A 6,431-nucleotide genomic window follows, 5' to 3' on the forward strand; every position below is an offset into this window, starting at 1 on the left:
AGATGCCATCGGCGTAATGTTCTTGCGCTCCCCGAGGCCTAGCAGTCCGCTGACATACAGCGAACACATCAATCGCCGCTTCTTGTGTCCCAAAAGGCCAACAAGCGGCTTCAGCCAATCCGCAAGAGCTTCTTCCCACGACATCCCGCGTCCTCCAACAAGAGCACAGAATCCGAAAACATCGTTACCGAAGCGCAAAGTAGTGCTAGAATATCGCAACGCTCAGAAACAGTCGACCTGCACCTTTCCGGTCCTGAAATTGTAACAGATCCTTCAAGAAAATTTACAAACCTTTTGCGGGCGTAAATCGCCGACTATGGTAGGTTCATCCCGACGTCTTGAGGTCAGGCACGGCTGAAACAGCTGATGCCGATTTACACTCCTGCACCGACGCAACATGGAGTTTAACAGCCAATGGCAAGAAGAGCGCTTATCATGATTGAAGGCCATCCAAGGGGTAGTGGTCTGCTATACCTTCGAGCGGCCGAGCGCCTCGGCCTTCATCCAATTGTCCTGTCGGCTGATCCGGCGCAGTACGACTACATTGCAGCGGAAGGGGTTGAGGCAATCCGTGTCAATACTGACAGTCTCGATCCGCTGATCCGGGAATGTTCCCGCCTGGGTGGGATCTATGACATTGCTGGCATAACGTGCGCCTCAGAGAAGTTCTGCGCGACGGTCGCCAAGCTCTGCCGGTATTTCGATCTACCGGGACCGGACCCCGCATCCATTGAACGATGCCGTGACAAATTCACTCAACGTCAGCTCCTCGCGAAGGCCGGCGTTCCAGTACCCGCTTATCGCGTGGCAGCGAATTCAACGGACGTAGAAATCGCTGCCGCGGAGATCGGATTGCCGGTCATTCTTAAGCCGGCGGTAGGCAGTGGCAGCCGCGGCGTTCGATTGTGCCGCAATGTTGATGAGTTGGCCGAACATACGACCTATCTGTTGGGTGGGAAGCACGTATGGCAGTATTCGCCGAGGATACTTGTAGAAGAATTTGCACAAGGGCCGCTTTATGGTGCTGAAATAATGGGAAAAGAGGTCATTGGGATTTCCCCCGCTGACTTCGGCCCCCCACCGCATTTCGTCTTGCGTGGGTTGACCTTCCCTGCCCTGCTGACCAACGACGAGCATGAGCGTATCGCCGATGTTTCGCTGAGCTGTTTGCGAGCTCTCGGCCTTGGCTGGGGGCCAGCGAACATCGAAGTCCGGTGGACGAAGCTTGGCCCCGTGGTCATCGAAGTCAACCCGCGTCTTGCGGGTACGCCCACTCCTCAAATGGTTGAGCTGGCTTGCGGTTTGGATCTCATCACCGAGCACATCAAGCTTGCCATCGGCGAGGAGTCGAATTTGCGCAGAAGCCGTTCGCAAACTGCGGCCGCACGGTTCCTCATTCCAGATCGCGAGGGCATCCTCGATTGTATCGGTGGCTACAGTCAAGCGGCTGCCCTAACAGGCGTCGCCGAGGTCAAATTTTATGTTGAACCGAAGGCGCCAATCGTGAGGAAAGATAATATCGAGGACTGCATCGGACATGTAATCGCCGCTTCATCCAGTTGTGCTCAGGCCAAGGTGATATTACAACGTGCCGTCGACTTGATCGACTTGTCAATTATGCCATTTCCAACCTTTGGCGAACAGGAATAATGTGGGACGGTTACCCCACAAACCAACAGGGGTGCCCAGCAGGCGCAATCCCCGCACTTCCGGTTTTTTGTAAGCGGCGTACGTTCTGATTGAATTGGTGTCATTTCGTCGCCGCCCGTTCCAGCAAACTGAAACAGTCACCAGGGCCGCTGCGAAGCCCGCTTAGGCAAGGACGGGGAAATCGTCATCGCCATTGACATTTCGAAGGTCGGCATGTCCATGTGCAGCCGTCGAGGCAGGCGTTTATGTCGGCAACAATCATGCCGCACGTTGAGGAGCTGCCCGGCCGGCTATCGGCGATGGCGCCGCAGGCGGTGGCGCCTGAGACGACGGGCGAAGCCAAACTGCTTCTTTCTCCCCGTGCGGATTGAACCAAGCCGCTAGTCGCGGCAATTGGTGTCCGCTTTGAGAGATGCCTCCTGTCTGAGAGGATTTGGGTGTTGCAAACCCACCCTTCAGACAGGAGATCCAGATGGCCGAGATGAGCCCTGTGCGTCGCCGGATGATCGAGGACATGACGGTCCGCAATCGTTCTCGGGTCACGCAGCAATCCTATCTTTATGCAGTCGCAAAGTTTAGCCGTCATTTCGGCCGATCACCGGCTCGGCTCGGCCTAGACGAGGTCCACGCCTTCCAGGGCCACCTTGTGTCTACGGGCATACCCTGGTCCGGATTGAACCAGATCGTCTGCGCACTCCGGTTCCTCTATGGCGTAACGCTCGGCCAGAATACGATCCCGGAGCATATTCCGTATGCGCGCGAACCTCGCCAGTTGCCGGTTGTTCTTTCGAGCGACGAGGTCGTCGAATTTCTGCAAGCCGTGTCCAGCTTGAAGGCGCGGGTAGCTCTGACAACGGTCTATGCCGCCGGTCTGGGGGTCTCGGAGGTCTGTGGTCTTCGCGCCAACGATATCGACAGTTCAAGGATGGTGATCCACATCACGCGTGGCAAAGGCGGTAAAGCCGCTACGTCATGCTGTCCCCGGAACTGCTCGGGATCCTGCGCAGCTATTGGCGCTTGGCGCGGCCCAAGGGCATTCTGTTTCCTGGGCACGATGCTGACAAGCCCATCGAGCCGTGGGTGCTGCATTCCGCCTGCCGTTCGGCGGTTGCGGCGGCCGGTCTTTCCAAGCACGTCACCGTCCATACGCTGCGGCATTCCTTTGCCACTCACCTGCTCGAGCACGGGACCGATATCCGCATCATCCAGGTCCTGCTCGGCCATGCGTCTTGGCCGCGGCGTCATGGGCGCGATCGAAGCCTGCCGGACGCCCAGGCTCGGCGGTCACGTCGATGCCTGCGACGATTGCGGCAGGACCCGCATCTCCTATAATTCCTGCCTTATGGCAGAGCCAGTAATGGGGAGCTGGCGTGCCGACATTGACATTTTTCGGTGAATTGTTGCGCTTTTTGTCTCCATAACAGCGCGGTCCTGCGCCTCCGTTGGCTCGGCCACCGATGGCCGGTCATACACGGAGACGAACATGTTGGAGACTTACTTCTCGGCGTCCAAGCTGCTGGGTCATCTGGGAGCGGGCCCACGGACCATACCTTGACGGTTTCGCAGCCGCGCTCGAGCGGCAGGGCTATAGTGCCGGCACGGCCGTGCGATATTTGCGGGCGGCAGCGCACCTCGGCCATGTCGTAGCTCGGCAAGGGGCAATGCCCAGCGACATTGATCTGGCGGTGTTCAGCGAGCACTTGCGCACTTGTCGATGTCCACGCGCCATGGGAGGGCGCCGCAACCACCACACCATTTTCGGCGCCAGGCTCTTTCGCCAGCACCTTGTCGAGACCGGCGTTTGCCAGTCCACCGCTGCCGCATTGCAGCGTGCCGAGCCGTGCTTGGTGGCTCACTTCAAAGTGTGGCTGCGCAAACACCGCGGGGCGTCCGATTCCACCATCAAGCTCTACGCCCGCGACGCCGCCCACTTGATGGCGGCACGCGCCGCCTTTGCACGGCGCACACCCATTGCCGTCGTCCGATCACAGGCATCGAGAACCTTCTGGACGGCGGCAGGAATGTTGGAGGGCCGGCTAGTCGCCAGCGGCGGATGGACGGCACGCAATCGGCCAACGCCGTCGAAATGAAGCCCTTCAAATGCAAGTAGCGCAGGAAGGCACGTACCACCCCGCACATGGCTTTACCACTATCGGCGGAGCCATCGAGCGCATGTCGCTCGACATAACCGCTGACGATCTCCGGGGTGAGCGCTGCAAACCCATCTGTGCCGGTAGGACAGACCTCCCGCAGAAATCGATGTGACAGCAGCTTTTGGCTTCCCACGGTCGAGGCAGCGAGTCCTCTCTCATTCGACAAATATGCCGCGAATGCATCGACAATCTGCTCGTGCTCTGTGCGCTCAACCGGGAGGGCGGCAGGTATTAAGCCCTCTTCCCGTAACGCAGAAAGCAAGCGTCGCAGCACCGATCGGTCGCCCGTATCGGGGCTCCAATGTTTGAAACGGTCACAAGAAAACGATCGACATGAACTTCGCTAAAATCCTTCGGATCAATTCCATTGCCGACATTCCAGTCCATCAGGTCTCGAGACAGGCTCAGCGAGCGCCACGTGCATCGCCGCCCCAGGCCTTCGCTCGACATCTTGGCGGCGTAAACGCGCGCAAACTCCCGATACGGACAATAGAGCAGCTTCCGATATAGGCCGCTGCGCTTCAAATAGTCACTTGCTTTCATACGTCCTCTCCTTCGCGCCAATTGCGGCGGAGAGACCCTACGCTATGCCGATTAGGCTACCGCTATGCCCCAGAAAACATTGGCAAAAACTTGCTTAATCGGCATAGTTCGACGGTCGGCATAAACGGCAAAGATGAACAACGACGGGCTCGCATTGATGCCCACGCTCATGGGGGTCTGCTTGGCAACCTACTGGAAAATAACCTAGATCCGATCCGCAAGCGTCAAGTTCGCAAGCCGGGCGGGCCAATCGATCGCTTCCTCCATTTGTGCGGCGACCTGTAGCAACAAGCGATCCTCGCCTCGAGCGGCAGCGACCTGAACGCCGACTGGTAGCTGCTCGCTCGTCCACCGGACAGGGAATACCATCGCCGACTCGCCGGACGCATTGAACGGTTCGAGGAATACCGATTCCCGACGGTCGATCAGCGTCTTTTGCTCATACGAACTGTCAGCGACGTCTCTTAGGCGATATTGCAGCTCGTTGACGACCGGTGTCACGAGATGATCGAAGCCCTGCTCCCACCAATGCAGAAGTCTCGCCGACCGGGTAATGTGCCAATCCCAGCTCGCACGCAACTCAGACGCAGAGATCGACAGATTATTCTTGTCTTCCCACCAAGTCCGCGGTTCAACGTCGTTCGGTTTCACCGGGCGGCCAAGGAGCTTTTCGAGGCTTTCAATGGCCCTAACGAAACAGTCTCCAAAGCGGATTCGGTCAACCCATTCAGGCTTGGTCTCAAGCATTTCCGCCGGATGAGCCATCTCGACGTGATGGCCGGCGGCCTGCAGTAGCTTTCCGATCTCTTCGACGGCTCGAACGCATTCGGCGTCGACCTTTAATCCGGCGGGGGCTTCCGTCAAAAGGCCGATGCGTAGCGCGCGCTGTGGCGGAGCCAAATTCGCAAAGTGTGGTGAATCGGGCCGTGGCAGCGAAAAGAGATCGCCTGGAATCGCGCCATTCACCGCGTCAAGAACCACCGCAGTATCCCGGACAGTGCGCGAAATCACGAGTGGCGTGCTAAAAATGTCGTCAATGGAGCCCGCAAGCTTGGGCATCCGTCCGCGCGATGGCTTCAAGCCAAAGACCCCGCACCATGCTGCGGGTTGCCGGATCGAGCCACCACCATCGCCTGCATGCGCTATGGGGACGAAACCTGCCGCGACTGCAGCAGCCGCACCTCCAGAGGAGCCTCCGACTGAGCGGTCCAGGCACCACGGATTGCGCGTCGGGCCGAATGCGAGCGGTTGTGTATCGCAGAGTTGGCCGAATTCCGGCATGTTGGTGACACCGAGAGTGACTAAACTGGCCTGTTTGAACCGAGCACCTAGCGGGGAGTCCGATTCGGGCTTGTAGTTAATTCGCTTGAGCGCAACGTTGCCTTGGGTCTGCGGGACACCGGCCTGCGCCGACCCGGTGTCCTTCAACAGAAGCGGCACACCGGCAAATGGTGCGGTCGACGTCGGCTTCAGACGTTTGGCCTCCTCCAACGCCTGCTCAAACCGCCTGTGCACTACGGCGTTAATTATGCCGTCACCAGCTTCGATTCGTTCGATTGCTGCCTGGACCAGTTCGTGGGCTGAGAGTTCGCCCTTGCGAACAAGCTCGGCTGAACAACACCGTGCAACTTGGCAAGCTCGGTGACGAACTTTTTTTCACGGCTCATAATCACGTATTTTCCCATTTTGCCTAGGGCTACTCATCGGCACGGTCCGACCCGGTACAAAACGGGGTCGAACCATGATGGCCGCCAGTCCTTCTTCTTGGATGCGACTAAAGCCGCGAGTTCCTTCTGCAGTTTCGATGCCGTTTCCTCAGGTGAGACACCAGAGAAGAGCATTGCTTCCACATTTGTGCCGACGACCTTTTGTACTTCGGATGCAAATGACTCGGCACCATCGGGGGCGGTTGACACTGTGTTTGGATCATTCCCGGCATCGATGAAGGCCTGAAACCAAGGATATTCAGCCAGAAACGCCGAATAGTCGTAAGCGCTCATTTCCCCGCACGTTGACGGCCCTTGCAACTGATCGCTTTCAGACGGACGCGTCGGTCAGGCTGCGGCGGCCTTGAGGAAGTTGAAG

5 protein-coding genes and 3 pseudogenes are annotated in these 6,431 nt (G+C 58.2%); 4 read left to right on the forward strand and 4 right to left on the reverse strand.

Annotation, left to right across the window (positions count from 1 at the left end; translation table 11 throughout):
- Positions 1-144, reverse strand: a pseudogene (locus QN224_RS33195) (IS701 family transposase); the annotation flags it as partial.
- A gap of 270 nt (positions 145-414) precedes the next feature.
- Between QN224_RS33195 and QN224_RS33200 the strand changes: the two are divergent.
- The 4 genes and pseudogenes from QN224_RS33200 (at position 415) to QN224_RS33215 (ending at position 3,740) form a co-directional block, all read left to right on the forward strand.
- Positions 415-1,650, forward strand: a complete 1,236-nt coding sequence (locus tag QN224_RS33200) for an acetyl-CoA carboxylase biotin carboxylase subunit family protein (RefSeq protein WP_283980121.1) — start codon at positions 415-417, stop codon at positions 1,648-1,650.
- A gap of 472 nt (positions 1,651-2,122) precedes the next feature.
- Positions 2,123-2,874 (forward strand): annotated as a pseudogene (locus QN224_RS33205) (tyrosine-type recombinase/integrase); the annotation flags it as partial.
- A gap of 16 nt (positions 2,875-2,890) precedes the next feature.
- A pseudogene (locus tag QN224_RS33210) lies at positions 2,891-2,989 on the forward strand (transposase zinc-binding domain-containing protein); the annotation flags it as partial.
- 322 nt (positions 2,990-3,311) lie between these two features.
- Positions 3,312-3,740, forward strand: a complete 429-nt coding sequence (locus QN224_RS33215) for a hypothetical protein (RefSeq protein WP_283980122.1) — start codon at positions 3,312-3,314, stop codon at positions 3,738-3,740.
- A 294-nt stretch (positions 3,741-4,034) separates the two neighbouring features.
- Here QN224_RS33215 and QN224_RS33220 read toward each other — a convergent pair whose 3' ends face one another.
- The 3 genes from QN224_RS33220 to QN224_RS33230 form a co-directional block, all read right to left on the reverse strand.
- Positions 4,035-4,346: a hypothetical protein gene (locus tag QN224_RS33220; protein WP_283980123.1), complete on the reverse strand. Its 312-nt coding sequence runs from the start codon at positions 4,344-4,346 to the stop codon at positions 4,035-4,037.
- 204 nt (positions 4,347-4,550) lie between these two features.
- On the reverse strand, positions 4,551-5,918 hold the full coding sequence (locus tag QN224_RS33225; protein WP_283980126.1) for an amidase: 1,368 nt from the start codon (positions 5,916-5,918) through the stop codon (positions 4,551-4,553).
- 128 nt (positions 5,919-6,046) lie between these two features.
- Positions 6,047-6,346 carry a hypothetical protein gene (locus tag QN224_RS33230; protein WP_283980125.1) on the reverse strand — a complete coding sequence of 100 codons (300 nt, stop codon included), beginning with the start codon at positions 6,344-6,346 and terminating at the stop codon, positions 6,047-6,049.
- Between the last annotated feature and the right edge of the window lie 85 nt (positions 6,347-6,431).

Origin of the sequence: Sinorhizobium sp. 7-81 (assembly GCF_030124405.1) — a bacterium.
GTDB classification, from domain to species: Bacteria; Pseudomonadota; Alphaproteobacteria; order Rhizobiales; family Rhizobiaceae; genus Sinorhizobium; species Sinorhizobium psoraleae.

Excerpts from the sequence above, each read along its gene's own strand:
- QN224_RS33200 (WP_283980121.1), top strand. The coding sequence starts at position 415 with ATGGCAAGAAGAGCGCTTATCATGATTGAAGGCCATCCAAGGGGTAGT.
- QN224_RS33215 (WP_283980122.1), top strand. The coding sequence starts at position 3,312 with ATGCCCAGCGACATTGATCTGGCGGTGTTCAGCGAGCACTTGCGCACT.
- QN224_RS33220 (WP_283980123.1), bottom strand. The coding sequence starts at position 4,346 with ATGAAAGCAAGTGACTATTTGAAGCGCAGCGGCCTATATCGGAAGCTG.
- QN224_RS33230 (WP_283980125.1), bottom strand. The coding sequence starts at position 6,346 with ATGAGCGCTTACGACTATTCGGCGTTTCTGGCTGAATATCCTTGGTTT.